Raw genomic sequence first — 19,223 nt, 5'->3', positions numbered from 1 at the left:
CCCCCAAGCCGACCCCCGCCCCAGCCGCCGAGGCCGCGAGCGACACTGCCGCTCAGGCGCCCGGGGCCACCCGCATCCTCGTGGCCGAGGACGAGGCTCTCATCCGCCTCGACCTCGTCGAGATGCTGGGTGAGCAGGGCTACGACGTCGTCGGGCAGGCAAGCAACGGCGAGCAGGCCGTCGAGCTGGCCAGGGAGGTCACCCCCGACCTCGTCATCATGGACGTCAAGATGCCGGTGCTCGACGGGCTCTCGGCCGCCGAGCAGCTGCACGAGTTGAAGCTCTGCCCCGTCATCATGCTGACCGCGTTCTCGCAGACCGAGCTCGTCGAGCGCGCCCGTGACGCGGGCGTCATGGCCTACATCGTCAAGCCCTTCACCGCCGACGACCTGCGGCCGGCCATCGACATCGCCACGTCGCGCTGGCAGGAGCTGAAGGCCCTCGAGGCCGAGATCGCCGACCTCGGCGAGCGGCTCGAGACCCGCAAGCTCGTCGACCGCGCCAAGGGTGTGCTGATGACCCAGCTCAAGCTGAGCGAGTCCGATGCGTTCCGGTGGATCCAGAAGACCGCGATGGACCGTCGCCTCGGGATGAAAGAGGTCGCCGAGGCCGTCATCAACGGCTTTCCTGCAACCTGAGCCCGTCTCGGGCGCAGGACCTGCACGATTGAAGAATGCACAGGTCACGACACGGTCACCGATCAGTGTTTCTGATGACCGCAGAGCATATTTCGGCCTAGTCTCCGTCACAGCCCTCGACTGAGGGATGTGTGACATCAGGAGGACATCCGTGCGTTCTACCCTCAAGTTTGCTGTGCCGCTCGCAGTGGCTGCGCTTGCCCTCGGCGCCTGTGGCACCAAGGGTGGCGACACAGCCGCTCCGGCTGCCGGCGGCACCGGCGCAGCCTGCAACGGCTACAAGATCGGCATGTTCGGTGCCCTCACGGGACCGAACGCCAACCTGGGTATCTACATCCAGAACGGCGTGAACCTCGCCCTGGACGATTACAACAAGAAGCACCCGGACTGCAAGGTCACCCTCGAGAACTACGACTCGCAGGGTCTCCCCGACCAGGCCCCGGCCCTGGCCAAGAAGGCCATCGACGACAAGAAGGTCGTCGGCATCGTCGGCCCGGCGTTCTCCGGTGAGTCGAAGGCCGCCGACCCGGCCTTCAACGAGGCCGGCCTCGTGACCATCACGCCGTCCGCGACCAACCCGAAGCTCGCCGACAACGGCTGGAAGACCTTCTTCCGCGCCCTCGGCAACGACGCCACGCAGGGTCCAGCCGCCGCCAAGTACATCAAGGACACCGTCAAGTCGACGAAGACCTTCGTCATCGACGACGCGTCCGAGTACGGCAAGGGCCTTGCGGACATCGTCCGCCAGGACCTCGGCTCCCAGGTCGTCGGCAACGACACCATCCAGCAGAAGCAGACCGACTTCAGCGCCTCCGTGACGAAGGTGACGAGCTCGGGCGCCGACGCACTGTTCTTCGGTGGCTACTCCCCGGAGGCCGCGCCGCTCATCAAGCAGCTGCGCGACGCCGGCTGGAAGGGCACGTTCGTCGTGGCCGACGGTGTCAAGGACCAGTCCTTCATCGACAACGCCAAGGAAGCCGCCGAGGGCACGGTCATCACCTGCCCGTGCGTCCCGCCGGACGTGGCGCCCGAGTTCCAGGCCGCCTACAAGGCGAAGTTCAAGGAGGACCCCAACACCTACTCCGGTGAGGGCTACGACTCCGCCACGATCCTGCTCGAAGGCATTGCCGCCGGCAAGGACCGCGGGAGCATGGTCGACTTCGTGAAGTCCTACGACAAGAAGGGCGTCACGAAGAACCTGAAGTTCGACGCCAAGGGCGAGTCGGCCGACATCAAGGTGTTCGCCTACAAGGTCGAGAACGGCAAGATCGTCGGTACCGGCGAGATCAAGTAACGCGGACCTCAATGAAGAGGGGCGGTCGGGGCAGTACGCTCCGACCGCCCCTTCGTCCGGTGGCCCCAACGCTCGATCCGCCCACCGCACCCGGCCCAGGAGGTCTTGGATGCAGTACCTGCTCGACAACTTCGCCTCGTTCACGATCACCGGTCTGACGATCGGCGCCATCTACGCCCTTGTCGCCCTCGGCTACACCCTCGTCTACGGCGTGCTGCGCCTGATCAACTTCGCGCACTCCGAAGTCTTCATGTACGGCACCTTCGCGGCGCTCTGGGTCGTGACGCTCCTCGGCGGCCGGCCTGGCGGCTCGGTCGGCCAGGTCATCTTCTGGGTCGCGATGATGTTCGTGGCGGCCATGGCCATGTCCGGCCTCATCGCCGTGCTGCTCGAGCGGGTGGCCTACCGGCCACTGCGCAAGCGCAACGCGCCGCCCCTCATCGCCCTGATCTCCGCGATCGGCGCGTCCTTCGTGCTCGCCGAGGTCATGGGTCTACGCAGCCGCATCGTGGCCTGGGTGGGTCTCGACGAGACGCTGAACAGCTACGTGCGCAACTCCCGCAACAACGCGGGCCTGCCCGCCATCATCCAGCCGCAGCCGATCTTCACGGTCGGCGGTTACCACGTGACGAACACCGATATCTTCGTCATCGTCGGCGCGATCGTTCTCATGTTCGTCCTCGACCAGTTCGTGCAGCGCTCGCGTCTCGGTCGCGGTATCCGCGCCGTTGCGATGGACCCCGAGTCGGCGGCGCTCATGGGCGTCAACCGCGACCGGGTGATCCGGGTGACCTTCCTCATCGGCGGTGTCATGGCCGGTGCCGCTGCCGCCTTCTACATGCTGAAGATCGGCATCACGCGCTATGACGCCGGCTTCATTCTCGGCGTCAAGGCCTTCACGGCGGCCGTGCTCGGCGGCATCGGCAACCTGCGCGGCGCCCTGCTCGGTGGGTTCGTCCTCGGCCTGGCCGAGAACTACGGCTCCGCCATCGTCGGGACCCAGTGGAAGGACGTCGTCGCGTTCGTCCTGCTGATCCTGATCCTGCTCTTCCGGCCCACCGGCCTGCTCGGTGAGTCCCTCGGAAAGGCCCGTGCATGAGCACCATGGCGTCCAGCACAGCGACCGGCAACACGTCCTCGCCGGGGTTCAAGGAGCGGGTCAACAACCTGCCCAGGGTCGTCAAGATCCTGCTCTGGGTGCTCTTCGCGATCTTCCTGTTCCTGCTCCCGCTGCTCAACATCCCGTTCATCACGACGGAGGGCTCCGACTTCGGCGGCGTGCTCTTCACCGTCTCGACGTATGTCCTCGTCGCGCTCGGCCTCAACATCGTCGTCGGCTATGCCGGACTGCTCGACCTCGGCTACGTCGGCTTCTACGCCATCGGCGCCTACACGGTCGGCGTCCTGACCTCCGAGCACGCCAAGCTCAGCTGGGTCGTCGTCGTCCCGATCGCGATCGCCGTCGCGATGCTGTCCGGACTCATCCTCGGTGCGCCCACGCTCCGCGTCCGCGGTGACTACCTCGCCATCGTGACGCTCGGTTTCGGCGAGATCGTCCGCCTCACCCTCGTCAACTCCGAGTGGCTCGGTGGTGCGCAGGGGATCAGCGACATCCCGAAGCCTCCCGGCATCGTCCTGTTCGAGGTGCCCAGCGTCGATTGGAGCAGCGGCGCGCCGGTGATAGACCTCGACACGACCTCGACGTTCCTGAAGTTCGGGATCAACGACTTCGTCCCGTACTACTGGCTCGCCCTCGCTGTCATCGCCCTCGTCCTGCTCTTCGACATCCTCGTCAAGAACAGCCGGGTCGGTCGAGCGTGGGAGGCCACACGTGAAGACGAGGACGCGGCAGAGCTCATGGGCGTCCCGACCTTCCGCTTCAAGCTGCTCGCTTTCGCCCTCGGCGCGGCCATCGGCGGTCTCTCCGGTGCCCTGTTCGCGACGAAGTCCGGCTTCATCAACCCGCAGAGCTTCGAGCTGCTGCTCTCGATCCTCTTCCTGGCCGCTGTCGTGGTCGGCGGCGCCGGCAACCGCTGGGGCGTCATCGTCGGCGCGATCGTCGTGGGCTACTTCCCGGAGCGCTTCCGTGAGTTCGCCGACTTCCGAGTGCTCGTCTTCGGGCTGGCCCTGATGCTGCTCGCGATCTTCCGCCCCCAGGGCCTGCTGCCACCGCGGCGTACGGTCCGGGCCAAGCGCGCCGACGAGAAAGAGGCCATCCTCGAGGAAGGAGAAGTCAATGTCTGAGCCCACGCGCCCGATCAGGAGCGCCAATGACGCGACGACGCCCGCCGCCACCACCACGGTGCAGCCGGCGGTCGAGCACCAGCTCGCCGACCCCGCCGAGGAGGTCACCGAGATCAACCCGGACGTCGACATCACCCCGGAGGACATCGGCGTGCCGGTCGTCTCGGAGGGCGAGCGCCTGCTCGAGGTCGACGAGGTCACCCTCCGCTTCGGCGGGGTGGTCGCGCTCAACGAGGTGACCTTCCACATCAACAAGGGCGAGATCCTGGGGCTCATCGGCCCGAACGGCGCCGGCAAGACGACGTGCTTCAACGTCATGACCGGCGTCTACCAGCCGACGTCGGGTTCCGTGCGCTACCTCGGCAATACCTTGGGCAAGCGCAAGAAGTTCGCGATCACAAAGCTGGGCATCGCCCGCACGTTCCAGAACATCCGCCTCTTCGCCAACATGACGGCGCTCGAGAACGTCCTCGTCGGTGTCGACGCGCACCACTCGACCGGGGTCGTCTCGGCGATGTTCCGCCTCCCCAGGCACCGGCGTGAGGAGGCGCAGGGCTACGCGCGTGCGATGGAGCTGCTCACCTTCATGGGACTGGACGGCAAGGCCGACGAGCTCGCGCGCAACCTCCCGTACGGCGATCAGCGCCGCCTGGAGATCGCTCGCGCCCTCGCGACGAGCCCCCAGCTGCTCTGTCTCGACGAGCCGGCGGCCGGCTTCAACCCGGCCGAGAAGGCCAAGCTGATGGAGCTGATCCGCACGATCCGCGACCAGGGCTACACCGTGCTGCTCATCGAGCACGACATGAAGCTCGTCATGGGCGTGACCGACCGGATCGTCGTGCTGGAGTTCGGTCGCAAGATCGCCGAGGGCTCGCCCGCGGAGATCCGCGACAACCCGGCGGTCATCGCCGCCTACCTGGGAGTTGATGAAGAAGATGCTTCTTGAGGTCAACGGACTGTGCGTCAACTACGGGCGCATCGAGGCCATCCGCGACATCAGCTTCACGGTCGAGGAGGGGGAGATCGTCACCCTGATCGGCGCCAACGGCGCCGGCAAGACGACGACGATGAAGACGATCTCCGGCCTGCGTCCGGTGCGCGCCGGCTCGGTGGTCTTCAACGGCAAGGACATCACCCAGACGCCGTCGCACGAGCGGCCGGTACTCGGCATCTCGCAGTCCCCCGAGGGGCGCGGGTGCTTCGTCGGCATGACGGTCATGGAGAACCTCGAGATGGGCACGTATGCCCGTCCTGACCGCAAGAGCCAGGCCGTCAAGGACGACCTGGCCCGGGTCTTCGAGCTCTTCCCGCGCCTGAAGGAGCGCAGCAACCAGGCGGCCGGCTCGATGTCGGGCGGCGAGCAGCAGATGCTGGCGATGGGGCGAGCCCTGATGGCCAAGCCGAGGCTGCTGCTGCTCGACGAGCCCTCCATGGGACTGGCACCCAAGCTGATCCAGCAGATCTTCGACATCGTCACGGAGATCAACAGCCAGGGCACCACCGTGCTGCTCGTCGAGCAGAACGCGGCACAGGCCCTCAAGCGGTCGCACCGCGCCTACATCCTCGAGACCGGCGAGATCGTCCGGGAGGGGACCGGCAGGGACCTCGCCGCCGACCCGGCCGTCAAGGCGGCCTACCTCGGCGGCGAAGTCTAGGCTGGTCGCCCGAGGGGGCGCCCGCGCGACGAGCCGGGCCGCCTTCCGGCGCAGTGCGCCGGCTGCAGGAATCCGAAGCCAGGGGGTCACGACGCAGTCGTGGCCCCCTGTCCGTTATGTGTTCGACTGCGGCATCCTCTTCCACCACACCGAAGTTCTGCGTAGTCTCTGCGGGTGGTCTCGGGGCTGGAACAGGAGGGATGATGGGTCGAGCAGTGGTGTCGGTGCAGCGGGTCGACGAGAGCCTGCACTCACAGTTCATCGAGCTGTGGATCGCGCACCGGATCGAGGGTGGCACGACCCCGGAGGCGGCGCAGCGGTTGGCTCTCGACGGGACCTTGCGAAATGCGTTGCAGCGCAAGGACATCTGCGCCTTCATCGCCCTCAGCGACGGACGCCCGATGGGTTACGTCGTCCTGGCCGACTCGACCCGGAGCCTGCTCGTCGACTCGCCGTGCGTGTCGATCGACATGCTCTTCGTGCTCCCGGAGCAGCGCCGTCAGGGCGTCGGGCGATCGCTGCTCACGGCGGCGAGCCGCTACGCCGACCGCCAGGGTTGCGAGCATCTGGCCAGTGCGGTTCCCGCAGCCAACCGCGACGCGAACAGGTTCTTCGCGCGACTCGGCTTCGCTCCGGAGACGGTGCGCCGGGTCGCATCCGCCGCGGCCCTGCAGCGCAAGCTCGCGGGGGAGTCACGCTCCCACCGGGTGCCGCTCGACCTGCTGCAGCGCCGTCGCGACCTGCGCGCCCGGGCCCGCGCCCCACGGCGCGACCCGAAGATCGCGGGCTGAGCGCGTTCGTCCCTCGAGGCTCCGGGATCAGGCGCCCGGAGCCGCGTCGCGGAGCAGACAGGTGATGCGCGAGGTGCAGACGCGCCTGCCGTCCTCGTCGGTCACGACGACGTCGTAGCTGACGAGCGTGCGGCCGGCGCTCAGCAGGGTCGCAGTACCGGTCACGACGCCCGCCCGGGCCGCGCGGTGGTGGGTCGCGTTGATGTCGAGCCCCACGGCGACGCGGCCATGCCCGGCGTGGAGCTGGGCGCCGACGGAGCCGAGCGTCTCCGCCAGCACGACGCTGGCGCCGCCGTGCAGCAGGCCGTACGGCTGGGTGTTTCCCGCGACGGGCATGGTCGCGACGAGTCGTTCGGGGGAGACCTCCGTGATCTCGATCTGCATCCGCTCGAGGAGCGTCCCCTCGGCCATGGCCCGCATGTCGTCCAGGCCCTGGCCGGCCTGCTGGGTCGAAGAGTCAGTCATGCCCGCGATCGTATGCCGTGGGTCGTGGCGTCGGTGGGCGCCACTAGGCTGCGCGTGTGAGCCGACTTCTCCTCCTCGACGGACACTCGCTGGCCTATCGCGCGTTCTTCGCCCTCCCGGCCGAGAACTTCTCGACGAGCACCGGCCAGCACACCAATGCCGTCTACGGCTTCACCTCGATGCTGATCAACATGCTGCGCGACGAGGAGCCGACGCACGTCGTCGTCGCCTTCGACAAGGCACGCCAGTCGTTCCGCACGGAGGAGTACTCCGAGTACAAGGCGGGTCGGGCCCGCACCCCTGACGAGTTCCAGGGGCAGATCTCGCTCGTCAAGGAGATCCTCGACGCGCTGCGCATCACCTTCGTCGAGCTCGACGGCTACGAGGCCGACGACATCATCGCCACGATCGCCACCCAGGCCGAGGCCCAGGACATCGACGTGCTGATCTGCTCGGGCGACCGTGACACCTTCCAGCTGGTGTCCGACCGCGTCACGATCCTCTACCCGGTTCGGGGCGTGTCTGAGGTGTGGCGCATGGGCCCGACGCAGGTCGAGGAGAAGTACGGCGTCCCGCCGACGCGCTACAGCGACCTCGCGGCCATGGTGGGGGAGACGTCCGACAACCTTCCCGGCGTGCCCGGCGTCGGACCCAAGACCGCCGCGAAGTGGATCACCCAGTACGGCGACCTCGACGGCATCGTCGCGAGCATCGACAAGATCCCCGGCAAGGCCGGCCAGTCGTTGCGCGACCACCTCGACCAGGTGCTGCGCAACCGCCGCCTCAACCAGCTGGTCAAGGACAGCCCGGTGGGCGTCGAGATCGACGACCTGCGTCGGACCCAGTGGAGCCGCGATGAGGTCCACACCGTCTTCGACGGCCTCGAGTTCCGCGTTCTGCGCGACCGGCTCTTCGCCACCGTCGAGGCTGCTGCGCCCGAGGCCGAGGAGGGCTTCGACGTCGACGGCGCGGTCCTGACGCCCGAGGCGGTCCCAGCCTGGGTCGCGGAGCACGTGGCCTCCGCCCAGCGCACCGGCCTGTCCGTCACGGGCACGTGGGCCCGCGGCACCGGTGACGCCACCGGCCTGGCAATCGCGGCCGCCGACGGCAGCGCGGCGTGGATCGATCTGCAGACGCTGAGCCCTGAGGGCGAGGCTGCGGTCGGCGGTTGGGTCGAGGACCCTGCCCGCCCCAAGGCGATGCACGACGCGAAGGGTCCGATCGAGGCGCTCGGCGCACGGGGGTGGTCGCTGCGGGGACTGACGAGCGACACCCAGCTCGCGGCATACCTCGTCAAGCCCGACCAGCGCACCTACCACCTCGACGACCTCGTGCTGCGCAACCTGCACCGTGAGCTGAGCGGGGCGGCGCCCACGGACGGTCAGGGCATGCTCGACTTCGGCGGCGACGCCGACGAGCAGGCCGCGCACAAGGAGATGGTGCGCGCCACCGCCGTGCGGGACCTGGCCGACGTGCTCGACGAGCAGGTGGCGGCCACGGGTGGCCAGCAGCTTCTCGCCGACGTGGAGATCCCCCTCGTCGACGTCCTGGCCCGGATGGAGCGCACCGGCATCGCCGTCGACGTGCCGGGTCTGGAGTCCCTCGAGGGCGACTTCGCGGCCAAGGTGGCCCAGGCCCAGGAGGACGCCTGGGACGCCATCGGTCGCCGCGACGTCAACCTCGGCTCGCCCAAGCAGCTGCAGGAGGTGCTCTTCGGGCAGCTCAACCTGCCCAAGACGAAGAAGACGAAGACGGGCTGGACCACCGACGCCGACGCCCTCTCGGATCTTTTCACCAAGACCGAGCACCCGTTCCTCGAGGCGCTGCTTCGTCACCGTGATGCCGCGCGGCTGCGCGTCACGGTCGAGGGCCTGCAGAAGTCCGTCGCCGACGACGGCCGCATCCACACCACCTACCTGCAGACGATCGCGGCCACCGGTCGGCTCAGCTCCACCGAGCCGAACCTGCAGAACGTCCCCATCCGCACCGAGGAGGGGCGACGCATCCGTGAGCTCTTCGTCGTCGGCGACGGCTACGACGCTCTGATGTCGGCCGACTACTCCCAGATCGAGATGCGGGTCATGGCGCACCTGTCGGGCGACGAGGGGCTCATCGAGGCGTTCCGCTCCGGCGAGGACCTCCACAAGTTCGTCGGTTCCAAGGTCTTCGGGGTGGAGCCCGACGACGTCACGTCGGCGATGCGCTCCAAGGTCAAGGCGATGTCCTACGGCCTCGCCTACGGATTGTCGGCGTTCGGGCTCTCGAAGCAGCTGACCATCAGCACCGAGGAGGCCCGCGGCCTCATGGAGGGCTACTTCGAGCGCTTCGGAGGGGTCAGCGACTACCTCAAGGAGATCGTCGCCGAGGCGCGCGGCACGGGTTACACCGCAACGATGTTCGGCCGCCGGCGCTACCTGCCCGACCTGACGTCCGACAACCGTCAGCGACGCGAGATGGCCGAGCGGATGGCGCTCAACGCACCCATTCAGGGCTCGGCCGCCGACATCATGAAGGTTGCGATGATCGGCGTCGACCGAGCCCTCACCGACGCCGGCGCGAGGTCACGCATCCTGCTCCAGGTCCACGACGAGCTGGTCCTCGAGGTCGCCGGCGACGAGCGCGACGACGTCGAGAAGCTCGTCCGCCACGAGATGGGTCATGCTGCCGAGCTCGACGTGCCGCTCGACATCAACGTGGGCGTCGGACGCTCCTGGCACGAGGCCGCGCACTGAGAAGATCCGTCATCGCGCGCCGGTGCGCTACCCGCTCCGGAGTCCGATTCGGTCACGTTCCGGCAACGGTGGGACCAAAAGCGCCACTTCGCACACGTATGGGCTGGCTCGCCCCCATACTGCTCGGTAACTTGCACCCGCCAACGGAGACGGGTGCTTTTACTGTGAGGTGGACATGGTCAGAAGCCTGGTCACGGGTCTGTGTCTCGCCGTCTTCGCGGCGGCCATCATCGGACTGAGCAGCCTGCTCGGTCTCGACCTCGAGCACGTCGCCCTCCTCGGCGCTGCTCTCGGCGGTGTCCTGGGGCTCGTCCCGCACCGTCCCGAGTGGGGCAAGGTGGCCGGCTTCCTCGCCGGCTTCCTGCTGGCCTGGATCGGCTTCGCCCTTCGCGCCGCCGTGTTGCCGGACTCGTCGGCCGGACGCGCCGTCGCGGCCTTCGTCGTCGTCGCCCTCATCGCGGTCGTCGCCGCGGTCAGTGGTGGCCGCCTTCCGCTCTGGAGCGGTCTCGTCGGTGCGGCCTCGATCGTCGGCGCCTACGAGTCGGTCTACACCAACGCGCCGTCGCAGTTCCTGAGCGAGTCGCCGGCGGCGGCGACGACGGTGCTCCTCGCCGTGGCCCTCGGCTACCTCGCCACCAATGTGATTGCCGCACAGGCTGATTCGTCGGACGCAGCGCCTCGGCACCGCCGGTCCGCCGACTCGGGGGAGGCCGCAACGGCTGCTTCCAAGGACCTCCACAGCACCGCCGACCTCGATGACCTCGTGACTGGAGCAGCACAGTGAGCACGCGTACCTTCGCCACCATGGTCGCCGGCCTTGCGGCGATGCCCACAATGCTGCTGCTCGCGGCGTCACCGGCTGCCGCAGCGGGGGACGGCTCGGTACGGGTGTCCAACACGGAGACCGTTCAGGCCTACCTCGACGCCACCGGCAAGGTCGACGTCGCCCGAATCTACGAGCAGGTCGACATGCAGGGCCGCGGCACCGTCGACCTGCGCAACCCCGTCGAGCCCCAGGGCCTGCGCAACCTCGAAGGCTTCAGCGGCTTCGAGGTCAAGGACGGCGTCATGGTCGGCCGCTACGACGTCGCCGGTGAGCAGCGGCTGCGCACGGTCAGCGACTACACCAAGAAGCTGCCGCTGCACGTCCAGGCCACCTACACGCTCGACGGGCAGCCGGTCGAACCCGGAGACCTGCTCGGCCGCAGCGGCCGGGTCGAGGTGCGCTACACCGTCAAGAACGTGACCGGCACCCCTCAGGTCGTGACGTTCGACGACGGCACCGGCCACAGCGCGACGGCGACGCAGGACGTCGTCATCCCCATGGTGGGCTCGCTCACGACGACCCTTCCCGGCACGTTCACCAATGTCAGCTCGCAGGAGGCCAACCTCGCCGGTGACGGGCGTGGCGGCACCAAGCTGACGTTCACGATGACGCTCTTCGGGCCGATCGGGACCCCGACGGCGACGTTCGGCTACGCCGCCGACATCGTCGACGGCACCCTGCCCACGGCGTCGGTGTCAGCCCTGCCCGTCAGCCCCCTCGACAGCCCCTCCTTCAAGGGCGGCGCCGCGAGCTACAAGAGCGGCGCCACGACCGGTGCGACGCTGACGGCCGGCGCCACGGAGATCGACGCCAACCTGCTCAAGCTGCGCGACGGCGCCGGGACCCTGCTCGCAGGTCTCATCCAGCTGCGCGACGGGGCGAAGAAGCTCGACGCGGGACTCGGTGCCCAGGCGCTGCCGGGCTCCCGTGAGCTCGCCACCGGCGCGGGTGCACTCAAGCAGGGCACGTCGGAGCTGCGGTCCGGCACCGGAGACGCGAAGGCAGGCTCGGCCAAGGTTGCCGACGGCGCCACGCAGGTCGCCGATGGGGCGGGCCAGGTGGACGTCGGCGCGAAGCAGCTCAGCGGCGGCGCGACGCAGGTCGACGACGGTGCCGCGCAGGTCGCCGGCGGGCTCCGCCTACTGGGAGAAGGAGCGCCGGCGCTCGTCGAGAACCTGTCACTGGTCGCTGACGGGCTCGACCAGGTCGATGCCGGCCTGACGCAGCTCTACGACGGAGTCGGCGGTCTGCCGGAGCAGGCGAAGCCCCTCCACGCCGGCATCGCGAAGCTTCGGGCGGGACTCGGCGCCAAGGGCCAGGACGGCACGCTCATCGATGGTGTCAACCAGATTCGTGTAGGACTTGCGGCGGCTACCGAGAAGGGGGCCAGCCTCGACCAGCTCTCCGCCGGTGTAGGTCAGTCCAGGGGCGGCGTAGATCGGATCCAGTCCGGGCTGCTCGATGCCCTGGCCCCCACGGGTGGTATTGCGCAGCTGGTGGGCGGTGTGGCGCTCGCTTCGAACTCCGGCGACTGTGGGACCACCTGCCAGCAAATCCTCATGAAGGTAGGTGGTGGTCTCGACTCGCTCAAGGTCGAGACCGAGAGTGCGGCAAAGGGGCTCGGGGACGTTTCGGGCGGTCTCGGTCAGGTGTCCGGCGGTCTCGGGCTGCTCAAGGGCAAGCTGAGTGGTGCCGCCATCGGCCTCGCGAAGGTCGAGTGCGGGCTCAGCAACACCACTCTCACCGGCATCTGTGACCCGAGTGTCCCGGGCCTGCTCGAGGGCGTCGACCTCGTCGACGGAGGAGTCACGCAGCTCGTCGATGGAGTCGTGACCACGGTTCAGGGCGGCATCGGCACCTCCAAGGACACGGCCAAGGACAAGACTCTCCGCGGCGGCATCAACGACCTGCAGGACGGAGTGGGCCTGCTCGGGCTCGGCGGACTGGACCTGCTCGACGCCGTGGACCAGCTGACCGTCGGGGCCGACAAGGTCCATGGCGGCACGTCCCAGGTTGCGACCGGCGCCAAGGACCTGGCGGCAGGCACCTCGCAGCTCGCGACGGGATCCACAGACCTCGCGACAGGCGCTGGCCAGCTCGACTCTGGTGTCGGACAGCTGGCCGCCGGTGCCGGGCAGCTCGACGACGGCGCCGGCAAGCTGAAGGACGGCGCGGGGCAGCTCACCGACGGCATCGCCGACGCCGCCGAGGGCACGAGCCAGCTCGCGTCCGGTCTCGTGGACGCCGCCGCGGGAGCGCCTCAGCTCGAGGACGGCGCCCAGCGCCTGTCCGACGAGGGGACCAAGAAGCTCGTGACAGCCGGTAAGGCCACGGCGGCCGACTACGGCGAGAAGTACGCCCTCATCGAGATCGGGGCCAAGCGGGCGAAGGCCGAGGGCATGGCCTACGGCGCCCCCGAGGGAGCACTCGGGGCGACGGCCTACTCCTACGAGCTCGCAGGGGTGGATGGCGAGGGTTCGGCCAACCTCGGTCGTGGGGCCACTGCCGCCGCGGCCTTCGGGCTGGCCGGAGGTGCGGTGCTGCTGAGGCGGCGCTTCGCCTGACAGCCGGACGACGGCGGCCACGGACCTTCAAGGGTCCGTGGCCGCCGTCGCCCGTCGGGGCGCCCTGCCGCTCAGCCCGGCTTGCGGCAGACGAAGACGGCAGTTCCGGGAATGAGGCGTCCGCGCAGCGGCGACCAGCCGCCCCAAGCCTCCTCGTGACCCTCGGGCCACTCGGGCTCGACGAGGTCGACGAGGACGAGCCCGGCCGCGGCGATCTCGCGCACCCGGTCACCGATCGTCCGGTGGTGCTCGACGTAGGTGGCTCGGCCCGTGTCGTCCTGTTCGACGTAGGGAGTGCGGTCGAAGTACGAGTGGCGGGCGGTGAGGCCGCCGGGCCCCGGGTCGTCGACGAAGGCCCACCGCACCGGGTGCGTCGTCGAGAAGACGAACCGGCCACCGGGTCGCAACACCCTGGCCGCCTCCGCCATGACGACGTCGGAGTCCGCGACGAAAGGCACGACGCCGTATGCCGTGAAGACCGTGTCGAAGGACGCGTCGGCAAAGGGGAGGGCGCGGCCGTCGCACTGCAGGAACGGGACGCGCACGGCCTCGTCCAGCGCCTCGTTGACCGCGACCCCGGTCGCGACCATGCCCGCGGACAGGTCGGTGGCCACGACCGTCGCCCCGTGGGCCGCGAGCCAGCGCGAGCACTGGCCCGACCCCGCCCCGATCTCGAGGACGACCTTGCCGTGCGGGTCGCCGAGCAGCCGGACATCCTCCTCGCGGAGGCGCTCCGGGCCCCAGACGAAGTCCGTGTCGCCGAGGAAGGCCCCGTGCTCGACGTAGTAGGACGTCGCCTCGCCGTCCCACCACCTGCGGTTCGCCGACGCCGTCTCGTCCGGGGGAGCGGCACGGCGGGTGGCCTCGGAAGGCGTGCTCACGGCATACGTCATCTCTTTTGACCGGTTGCTGACAGCGCGGATAGGATTGCCGTGCGCATTCGTGTGCGCACGCTCAATGTTGAACCTGTCCACAAGGCAACGGGGCAACCGGCCGTCAGGCCGAACGCCCCGAGGTCCCCAATCTAACTGTCCACAATCGGAGTTCCTACTACATGACTGCCAACACGGTCGAGAAGACCGCGCCTGAGATTGCCATCAACGACATCGGCTCTCAGGAAGACATCCTTGCGGCGATCGACGCCACCATCAAGGACTTCAACGACGGCGACATCGTCGAGGGTCGCATCGTCAAGGTCGACCGGGACGAGGTCCTGCTCGACATCGGCTACAAGACCGAGGGCGTCATCCCCTCGCGCGAGCTGTCCATCAAGCACGACGTCGACCCCGGCGAGATCGTCAAGGTCGGTGACGAGGTCGAGGCCCTCGTCCTCCAGAAGGAGGACAAGGAAGGCCGTCTGATCCTGTCCAAGAAGCGGGCTCAGTACGAGCGTGCCTGGGGCACCATCGAGAAGGTCAAGGAGGAGGACGGCGTCGTCACCGGCACCGTCATCGAGGTCGTCAAGGGTGGTCTCATCCTCGACATCGGCCTCCGCGGCTTCCTTCCCGCCTCGCTCGTCGAGATGCGCCGTGTCCGCGACCTCCAGCCGTACGTCGGCAAGGAGATCGAGGCCAAGATCATCGAGCTCGACAAGAACCGCAACAACGTGGTCCTGTCGCGCCGTGCCTGGCTCGAGCAGACGCAGTCCGAGGTGCGCACGACGTTCCTCAAGGAGCTCCAGAAGGGCCAGGTCCGTTCGGGCGTCGTGTCCTCCATCGTCAACTTCGGTGCGTTCGTGGACCTCGGCGGCGTCGACGGTCTCGTCCACGTCTCCGAGCTGTCGTGGAAGCACATCGACCACCCGTCCGAGGTCGTCGAGGTCGGCACCGAGGTCACGGTCGAGGTGCTCGACGTCGACATGGACCGTGAGCGTGTCTCCCTGTCGCTGAAGGCGACGCAGGAGGACCCGTGGCAGCACTTCGCTCGCACGCACGCCATCGGCCAGGTCGTCCCCGGCAAGGTCACCAAGCTCGTCCCCTTCGGTGCGTTCGTGCGCGTCGAGGACGGCATCGAGGGCCTCGTGCACATCTCCGAGCTGGCCGAGCGCCACGTGGAGCTGCCGGAGCAGGTCGTCAACGTCGGCGACGAGATCTTCGTCAAGGTCATCGACATCGACCTCGAGCGTCGGCGCATCTCGCTGTCGCTCAAGCAGGCCAACGACCAGGCCGTCGCGGCGTCGGAGTTCGACCCGACCCTCTACGGCATGGCCGCCGAGTACGACGAGCAGGGCAACTACAAGTACCCCGAGGGCTTCGACCCGGAGACGAACGAGTGGCTCGAGGGCTTCGACGCCCAGCGCGAGAAGTGGGAGCGTCAGTACGCCGAGGCCCACGCCCGCTGGGAGGCCCACAAGGCCCAGGTCGACGCCGCGACGAAGGCCGACGCCGAGGCTGCGGCCAACGCCGGCTCCGCGACGTCGTACTCGTCCGCGACCGGTGACGTCGCCGATGCCGGCGACGCCGACCGTGGCGAGCGCGCTCCGCGCAACGCCCCGGCTCCGGCCGAGGGCACCCTGGCTTCCGACGAGGCGCTCGCCGCGCTTCGCGAGAAGCTGACCGGCAACTGAGCCTCACCGCTCTGAGCTGATCGCTCTGGAAGAGCCCCGGACCCTGTGGGTCCGGGGCTCTTTCGTGTGCGAGCCCCAACAGTTCGAACCCGCGACATATCGGCGACGCGTCAAAGCCGCAAACGGTGCATCTGCGCAGCTAGGTTGGCCGGGTGCAGTCATCGGCGACGGAAGTCCGCAGCACCACGCCCGGTTCCGCCATACCGCCACCCGAGGTCGGGCCGCCCCCGAGACGGTCGAGCGGCCGGGCATGGGAGTGGTGCCTCGCGGCGCTGCTGCTGCTGCCCAACCTCGTCCTGCTCATCGTCTTCACCTACCGGCCGCTGCTCGACAACATCCGGCTGTCCTTCACCGACTGGAACATCTCCTCGCCGATCGCCAACCCTGTCGGCCTGTCCAACTACATCGAGTGGTTCGGCCGGGACGACACCCGGACCATCGTGCGCAACACGCTCGTCTTCACCGTCGCCACGGTCGGCATCTCCATGGCGCTCGGACTCGGGCTCGCGCTCCTGCTCGACCAGAAGCTCAAGGGCCGCAACGTCGTCCGGTCGGTCGTCTTCGCGCCCTTCGTCATCTCCGGCGCGGCGATCGGCATCGCCTTCCAGTTCGTCTTCGACCCCCAGTTCGGGCTCGTGCGAGACCTGCTCGCGCGCATCGGTGTCCAGTCGCCCGACTTCTACCAGCAGCCCGGCTGGGCGCTGTTCATGGTGACGGTCACCTACATCTGGAAGAACCTCGGCTACACCTTCGTCATCTATCTCGCTGCGCTGCAGGGCCGGCGGGCCGACCTCGACGAGGCAGCCGAGATCGACGGGGCCTCGGCGTGGACCCGATTCCGTCGCGTGCTGATGCCGCAGCTGCGCCCGACGACGTTCTTCCTGTCGATCACCGTGCTGCTCAGCTCGGTCCAGGTCTTCGACATCATCAACGTCATGACCCGCGGAGGTCCGCAGGGCAACGGCACGGCAACGCTCGTCTACCAGGTCTACCAGGAGACGTTCGTCAACCAGCGCGCCGGCTACGGCGCCACCGTCGCCACCGTCATGTTCGTCATCCTGCTCGCCGTGACCGTCGTGCAGGTGCGCTTCATGGACAGGGGAAAGCAGTCATGAGCACCTCGACGATCGTCGGCGACACCGACACCGACGCCGCCACTGGCAACGACAACCGCCCTCGGCGCAGCCGCCGTGGGGAGGCCCACGACGCGGAGGCCTCCGCCCACCATCGCGGACCCGCTTGGACGGCAGCCGGTTACGCCGGGATGGCGCTCATCGTCCTCGTCGTGGCGGTCCCGCTCTTCTGGATCCTCATCACCTCGTTCAAGGAGCGCGGCGACATCTACGTGCGCCCCGCCCAGTGGTGGCCCAACCCGCCCACCGGCCAGAACTACAGCGAGCTGACCACCCGCATCCCGTTCTTCGACTACGTGCGCAACTCCCTCGTCATCACCTCGGCGACCTCGGTCGCCAAGATCGTGCTCGGGGTCCTCAGCGCGTATGCCTTGTCGCTGCTGCGCTTCCCGGGGCGCTCGGTCGTGTTCCTCGTCGTCATCGCCGCGCTCATGGTGCCCAACCAGATCACGGTCATCAGCAACTACGCGCTCGTGGCGCAGCTCGGATGGCGCAACACCTACCAGGGCATCATCATCCCGCTCGCCGGCGTCGCGTTCGGAACCTTCCTGATGCGCAACCAGTTCCTCAACCTTCCCGGCGAGATCATCGAGGCCGCGCGTCTCGACGGCGCCGGGCCGATGAAGCTGCTGTGGCGCGTCGTCATGCCGATGTCCTGGCCGACGCTCGTCGCCTTCGCGCTGATCACCGTGGTCAACGAGTGGAACGAGTACCTCTGGCCGTTCCTGATGGCCGATGACGAGACCACCGCGCCGCTGCCGGTCGGCCTGACCTTCCTGCAGAACAACGACGGCGTCACCAACTGGGGCCCGGTGATGGCCGGCACGGTGCTGGCGATGCTGCCGATCCTCGTGCTCTTCCTGGTCCTGCAGCGCCAGATGATCAAGGGCCTGACCGCCGGCGCCGTCAAGAGCTGACCCGCACCCGACCTGCGCTTGAGCTGCGCCCCTTCGACCCACCTCACCACCACAGGGAAAGGCACCACCCATGAACGAGTTCTCACGCCGAGGCTTCCTCGGTCTCGCGGGAGCCGCCGGCATCGCCGGCCTCTCGGCCTGCGCCGGCAACGGCACCGCCCCCTCGGGAAGCGGTGGCGGCTCGGGCAACACCATCGAGTTCTGGAGCAACCACCCCGGCAACAGCAAGCCGGTCGAGCAGGAGATCATCAAGGCCTTCGAGGCGGCCAACTCCGGCCTCAAGGTCAAGCTCGTCGACGCCGGGAAGAACTACGAGGAGGTGGCCCAGAAGTTCAACGCCTCGCTCGCCGGGGGGCAGCTGCCCGACGTGGTCGTCGTCTCCGACGTCACGTGGTTCAACTTCGCCCTCAACAAGCAGCTCACCCCGCTCGACGAGCTGCTGACGTCGGCGAAGATCGATACCAGCGACTACGTCGACGCGCTCTACAACGACTACAACCTCGAGGACAAGCACTACGCGATGCCGTTCGCGAGGTCCACGCCGCTCTTCTACTACAACAAGGACCTCTGGAAGGCCGCCGGTCTCGAGGACCGCGGCCCCAAGGACTGGGACGAGTTCCTCACGTGGGCACCGAAGCTCAAGTCGGCAGCCGGCTCCGACAAGATCGTCATGGAGCTGCCCGACGGCTCCAACTACCTCGACTGGGTCTTCCAGAACATGGTGTGGGGCTACGGCGGCGCCTACTCCAAGGAGTGGACGCCGACGTTCTCCGACCCCAACACGGTCAAGGCGGGCACCTATCTGCAGAGCCTCGCCAAGGACGGCCACCTCAAGCTCTCCAAGGACCCGGCCCCCGACTTCACGGCCGGCATCGTCGGCTGCACGATGATGTCGACCGGCTCCCTCGGCGGCGTCGCCAAGGACGCGAAGTTCGCGGTGGGCACGGCGTTCCTGCCGGGCGAGGGCAACTGCCCGACGGGCGGCGCGGGCGTTGGCATCCCGGCGAGCATCTCCGACGACCGCAAGAAGAACGCACTGAAGTTCATCGAGTTCCTCACCAACGCCCAGAACACCGTGACCTTCACGCAGGCCACCGGCTACATGCCCGTGCGCAAGTCCGCCGTCGACCTCCCTGCGGAGAAGGCCTATCTCGAGAAGAACCCCAACGCCAAGACGGCCATCGAGCAGCTGCCCAAGACGCGGTCCCAGGACAACGTCCGCGTGCTGCTGCCCGGTGGTGGCGCCCGCATCGGCAAGGGCCTCGACCAGATCGTCCAGGGCCAGGACGTCGCGACCGTCTTCAAGGCTCTGGACGCCGAGAGCCAGCAGGTCTTCGACTCGCAGATCAAGAGCAAGCTCGGCGCCTGACGCGTCACCGCACCACCCCTGTCGTATGC

At 68.3% G+C, this 19,223-nt stretch carries 16 protein-coding genes; 14 read left to right on the top strand and 2 right to left on the bottom strand.

Features of this window, described 5'->3' with window-relative positions:
- From AC3WRT_RS10585 to AC3WRT_RS10555, 7 genes are all read left to right on the top strand, one after another.
- On the top strand, positions 1 to 638 hold a 638-nt coding region (locus tag AC3WRT_RS10585), incomplete at its 5' end, for an ANTAR domain-containing response regulator (RefSeq protein WP_492721652.1).
- A 151-nt stretch (positions 639 to 789) separates the two neighbouring features.
- Positions 790 to 1,932, top strand: a complete 1,143-nt coding sequence (locus AC3WRT_RS10580; RefSeq protein WP_492721650.1) for a branched-chain amino acid ABC transporter substrate-binding protein — start codon at positions 790 to 792, stop codon at positions 1,930 to 1,932.
- Between the two features lie 109 nt (positions 1,933 to 2,041).
- Positions 2,042 to 3,031, top strand: a complete 990-nt coding sequence (locus AC3WRT_RS10575; protein WP_492721648.1) for a branched-chain amino acid ABC transporter permease — start codon at positions 2,042 to 2,044, stop codon at positions 3,029 to 3,031.
- Positions 3,028 to 4,176 (top strand): branched-chain amino acid ABC transporter permease, encoded by a 1,149-nt coding sequence (locus AC3WRT_RS10570; protein ID WP_492721646.1) that lies wholly within the window; start codon positions 3,028 to 3,030, stop codon positions 4,174 to 4,176. Before AC3WRT_RS10575 ends, AC3WRT_RS10570 begins: the two co-directional genes overlap by 4 nt.
- Entirely contained in the window at positions 4,169 to 5,122 is a 954-nt protein-coding gene (locus tag AC3WRT_RS10565; protein WP_492721644.1) for an ABC transporter ATP-binding protein, read from the top strand. Before AC3WRT_RS10570 ends, AC3WRT_RS10565 begins: the two co-directional genes overlap by 8 nt.
- Positions 5,112 to 5,831, top strand: coding sequence for an ABC transporter ATP-binding protein (locus AC3WRT_RS10560; protein ID WP_492721656.1), 720 nt, complete (start codon positions 5,112 to 5,114; stop codon positions 5,829 to 5,831). The genes AC3WRT_RS10565 and AC3WRT_RS10560 overlap by 11 nt, the downstream gene beginning before the upstream one ends.
- Positions 5,832 to 6,034: 203 nt before the next feature.
- Positions 6,035 to 6,622, top strand: coding sequence for a GNAT family N-acetyltransferase (locus AC3WRT_RS10555; RefSeq protein ID WP_492721642.1), 588 nt, complete (start codon positions 6,035 to 6,037; stop codon positions 6,620 to 6,622).
- Between the two features lie 27 nt (positions 6,623 to 6,649).
- Here AC3WRT_RS10555 and AC3WRT_RS10550 read toward each other — a convergent pair whose 3' ends face one another.
- Positions 6,650 to 7,087: a PaaI family thioesterase gene (locus tag AC3WRT_RS10550; RefSeq protein WP_492721638.1), complete on the bottom strand. Its 438-nt coding sequence runs from the start codon at positions 7,085 to 7,087 to the stop codon at positions 6,650 to 6,652.
- Positions 7,088 to 7,143: 56 nt separating this feature from the next.
- Between AC3WRT_RS10550 and polA the strand changes: the two genes are divergently transcribed.
- From polA to AC3WRT_RS10535, 3 genes are all read left to right on the top strand, one after another.
- Positions 7,144 to 9,819, top strand: a complete 2,676-nt coding sequence (polA, locus tag AC3WRT_RS10545) for a DNA polymerase I (RefSeq protein ID WP_492721635.1) — start codon at positions 7,144 to 7,146, stop codon at positions 9,817 to 9,819.
- 175 nt (positions 9,820 to 9,994) lie between these two features.
- Entirely contained in the window at positions 9,995 to 10,603 is a 609-nt protein-coding gene (locus tag AC3WRT_RS10540; RefSeq protein ID WP_492721632.1) for a hypothetical protein, read from the top strand.
- Positions 10,600 to 13,209: a hypothetical protein gene (locus AC3WRT_RS10535; protein WP_492721628.1), complete on the top strand. Its 2,610-nt coding sequence runs from the start codon at positions 10,600 to 10,602 to the stop codon at positions 13,207 to 13,209. Before AC3WRT_RS10540 ends, AC3WRT_RS10535 begins: the two co-directional genes overlap by 4 nt.
- Before the next feature lie 71 nt (positions 13,210 to 13,280).
- Here AC3WRT_RS10535 and AC3WRT_RS10530 read toward each other — a convergent pair whose 3' ends face one another.
- Positions 13,281 to 14,090: a class I SAM-dependent methyltransferase gene (locus tag AC3WRT_RS10530; RefSeq protein WP_492721624.1), complete on the bottom strand. Its 810-nt coding sequence runs from the start codon at positions 14,088 to 14,090 to the stop codon at positions 13,281 to 13,283.
- A gap of 173 nt (positions 14,091 to 14,263) precedes the next feature.
- Between AC3WRT_RS10530 and rpsA the strand changes: the two genes are divergently transcribed.
- The 4 genes from rpsA (at position 14,264) to AC3WRT_RS10510 (ending at position 19,194) form a co-directional block, all read left to right on the top strand.
- The gene (gene rpsA / locus AC3WRT_RS10525; protein ID WP_492721621.1) at positions 14,264 to 15,775 is read left to right on the top strand and encodes a 30S ribosomal protein S1; all 1,512 of its coding nucleotides are present in this window, start codon (positions 14,264 to 14,266) and stop codon (positions 15,773 to 15,775) included.
- Between the two features lie 200 nt (positions 15,776 to 15,975).
- Positions 15,976 to 16,890 carry a carbohydrate ABC transporter permease gene (locus tag AC3WRT_RS10520; RefSeq protein ID WP_492721655.1) on the top strand — a complete coding sequence of 305 codons (915 nt, stop codon included), beginning with the start codon at positions 15,976 to 15,978 and terminating at the stop codon, positions 16,888 to 16,890.
- Positions 16,887 to 17,825, top strand: coding sequence for a carbohydrate ABC transporter permease (locus tag AC3WRT_RS10515; RefSeq protein ID WP_492721619.1), 939 nt, complete (start codon positions 16,887 to 16,889; stop codon positions 17,823 to 17,825). Before AC3WRT_RS10520 ends, AC3WRT_RS10515 begins: the two co-directional genes overlap by 4 nt.
- Positions 17,826 to 17,895: 70 nt before the next feature.
- Complete coding sequence (locus AC3WRT_RS10510; protein WP_492721617.1) at positions 17,896 to 19,194, top strand: ABC transporter substrate-binding protein; 1,299 nt, start codon at positions 17,896 to 17,898, stop codon at positions 19,192 to 19,194.
- Positions 19,195 to 19,223: the final 29 nt, after the last annotated feature.

It is taken from the genome of Terrabacter sp. FW104-15G4B (genome assembly GCF_058790095.1).
Note: the sequence above shows the minus strand (reverse complement) of the source record. Positions and strands in the feature narration are given on the sequence as shown.

What these genes read in the sequence shown, in the direction of transcription:
- AC3WRT_RS10575 (WP_492721648.1), top strand. Translation starts at nt 2,042, where the DNA reads ATGCAGTACCTGCTCGACAACTTCGCCTCGTTCACGATCACCGGTCTG.
- AC3WRT_RS10570 (WP_492721646.1), top strand. Translation starts at nt 3,028, where the DNA reads ATGAGCACCATGGCGTCCAGCACAGCGACCGGCAACACGTCCTCGCCG.
- AC3WRT_RS10565 (WP_492721644.1), top strand. Translation starts at nt 4,169, where the DNA reads ATGTCTGAGCCCACGCGCCCGATCAGGAGCGCCAATGACGCGACGACG.
- AC3WRT_RS10560 (WP_492721656.1), top strand. Translation starts at nt 5,112, where the DNA reads ATGCTTCTTGAGGTCAACGGACTGTGCGTCAACTACGGGCGCATCGAG.
- AC3WRT_RS10555 (WP_492721642.1), top strand. Translation starts at nt 6,035, where the DNA reads ATGGGTCGAGCAGTGGTGTCGGTGCAGCGGGTCGACGAGAGCCTGCAC.
- AC3WRT_RS10550 (WP_492721638.1), bottom strand. Translation starts at nt 7,087, where the DNA reads ATGACTGACTCTTCGACCCAGCAGGCCGGCCAGGGCCTGGACGACATG.
- AC3WRT_RS10540 (WP_492721632.1), top strand. Translation starts at nt 9,995, where the DNA reads ATGGTCAGAAGCCTGGTCACGGGTCTGTGTCTCGCCGTCTTCGCGGCG.
- rpsA (WP_492721621.1), top strand. Translation starts at nt 14,264, where the DNA reads ATGACTGCCAACACGGTCGAGAAGACCGCGCCTGAGATTGCCATCAAC.
- AC3WRT_RS10515 (WP_492721619.1), top strand. Translation starts at nt 16,887, where the DNA reads ATGAGCACCTCGACGATCGTCGGCGACACCGACACCGACGCCGCCACT.
- AC3WRT_RS10510 (WP_492721617.1), top strand. Translation starts at nt 17,896, where the DNA reads ATGAACGAGTTCTCACGCCGAGGCTTCCTCGGTCTCGCGGGAGCCGCC.